The sequence below is a fragment of the Butyricicoccus sp. genome, assembly GCF_050872565.1.
In the GTDB taxonomy this organism is placed as follows: domain Bacteria; phylum Bacillota; class Clostridia; order Oscillospirales; family Butyricicoccaceae; genus Butyricicoccus_A.
This window is the reverse complement of record NZ_JBNMHC010000476.1, coordinates 1-1360: the sequence shown is the minus strand read 5'-3', so window position 1 is coordinate 1360 and position 1360 is coordinate 1. Positions and strand designations below refer to the sequence as shown.

The window sequence follows — 1360 nt, the reverse complement described above, 5'->3', positions numbered from 1 at the left end:
TTGAATATCTGCGGCAAATGCCCGTGTGTCTTCCTGTGTCAGCACAGGCTGTTCCGGCGCGCTCTCTGCCTGTTCCGGCTGATGCGTATTCTCACTCGACATCACGTCCTGCACGTACTGTCGGAGCAGTGTCGAATCCTCATCCACATCTTCTGCTTTTTCTTCGTGTGCAGCAGCCTGTTTCCGTTCTCCCCATTCCTCATCAATGACCTGACTGATTTCATCCTGCAATCCCTTTGGCATGTACTCTTCTGCCGGATCCGGCATAAAATCCTGTCCAAACGAAATGTGCTGTGTTGCATCCATACCGCTTGCGTCGCTCTGTACATAATCCTTCGGAACGGCGATGGTAAAATCATCCTCTGGCGAAACCTCTTTCGGCTTTTCTGGCACCGCAGTCGGTGCTCCACAATAAATGCAGTATTTTGTTCCGTCTGCCAATTGTTTTCCGCATCGGATGCAATACATACACATCTCCTCCTTCTTACGCCATACAATTGGTTATATTATACGGCATCTCACAAATATTGACAAGTTTTTTTGACAAGATGTGCCGTATATCCCAACATATGCCGGACGTGCGCACAAAAGAACCCCGAACGCTCCCGCCCGGGGTTCTGCTATCAAAACATGAAAAAGGTAGGGACAAAACCAAACAGCCTGTGTGCTGTTGTCTTTAGTATGCCGAGAAATGTCCCATTTCATTTGCCGCAATTATGACGGTTCTGTAAAATCAGAAGCTGCTGACAACGCCGATAATCAGTCCTACCAAAATACCAATCGTCATCACCGCGGCACTGAGCGTGTACGCGCTGCTCTGTTCCTTTTGGGCATGTAATTTTTGAAACATACCGCGAATCAGAGCCACAATACCGAACAGCGCCATCAAGATAAACGCTATACATCCTACAGCTATCGGCACAGAACCAACCGTCAGAACACGCTCAATCAACAGGATAATGCCTGCAGACAGGCAAACCAAAATAAAGGTCACAATCGGCAGACCGCCTGTCTGACTAGAAAGATCCGGAAGGTTTTCCAACGGGTCTTCTTCCAGTCGCTCCGGCTGAACCGGCTCCGATTTTTCTTCTACCAGCTTGACTTGATAGTTTGTTTTGTTTTCCGGTTCCATGTTCTATCTCATCTCCTCATTTTATGACTCTATGTAGCATAGCACACCTTGCGCCGCGCTGTAAAGCATTCCCTGTCGAGATTCACAAAACATTCATCATTCTGCCGCTTTGAAATTATATACCGGCCGAATGCGCTGTACAATGTCCGCTGTCGGCGCAATTTGTTCCACAATTTCGTTCATCGTTTTATATGCCATTGGCGATTCATCCAGCGTGCCTTGCTGCAC

The 1360-nt window shown here is 47.9% G+C and carries 2 protein-coding genes and 1 pseudogene; all 3 read right to left on the bottom strand.

The window, feature by feature from the left end; translation table 11 throughout:
• Positions 1–468 (bottom strand): zinc ribbon domain-containing protein (locus tag ACR0P9_RS12690; RefSeq protein WP_432620696.1); only part of this gene is annotated, 468 nt, incomplete at its 3' end.
• A gap of 265 nt (positions 469–733) precedes the next feature.
• On the bottom strand, positions 734–1132 hold the full coding sequence (locus ACR0P9_RS12685; RefSeq protein ID WP_432620694.1) for a hypothetical protein: 399 nt from the start codon (positions 1130–1132) through the stop codon (positions 734–736).
• 96 nt (positions 1133–1228) lie between these two features.
• Positions 1229–1360: pseudogene (locus ACR0P9_RS12680) on the bottom strand (RtcB family protein); the annotation flags it as partial.

What these genes read in the sequence shown, in the direction of transcription:
- ACR0P9_RS12685 (WP_432620694.1), bottom strand. Translation starts at nt 1,132, where the DNA reads ATGGAACCGGAAAACAAAACAAACTATCAAGTCAAGCTGGTAGAAGAA.